Below are 265 nucleotides of genomic sequence, written 5' to 3'. Positions count from 1 at the left end.
CCTGCTCGGAGAACACCACGCCAAAGCCGCAGGTCGCGTCGGCCGGGTTCTGTTCGAACAGGTCGACTTGATCCTCGGGGTGACGCTTCTTCCAGAGATAGGCGAAGTAGAGCCCGCCGGGCCCCCCGCCGATCACGGCGATCCGCAAAATCTGCCTCCCTAATTGACAGTATACTTACTATCTAGGGGTAGACTTCCGGCCACCTATACTACCCCCCAAGCTTCCCTCGCCAGAGGACTCTTGCCAGGAAACGGCGTCACCATC

General features: G+C 60.0%; 1 protein-coding gene. It reads right to left on the bottom strand.

The genetic code is table 11. The features are described from left to right. Positions 1 to 148 (bottom strand): NAD(P)-binding protein (locus tag AC0L3U_RS39535; protein ID WP_473365141.1); only part of this gene is annotated, 148 nt, incomplete at its 3' end. Positions 149 to 265 lie beyond the last annotated feature (117 nt).

Source organism: Bradyrhizobium sp. Kon69, from assembly GCF_055807515.1.
This window is presented reverse-complemented; position numbering and strand designations above follow the sequence as displayed.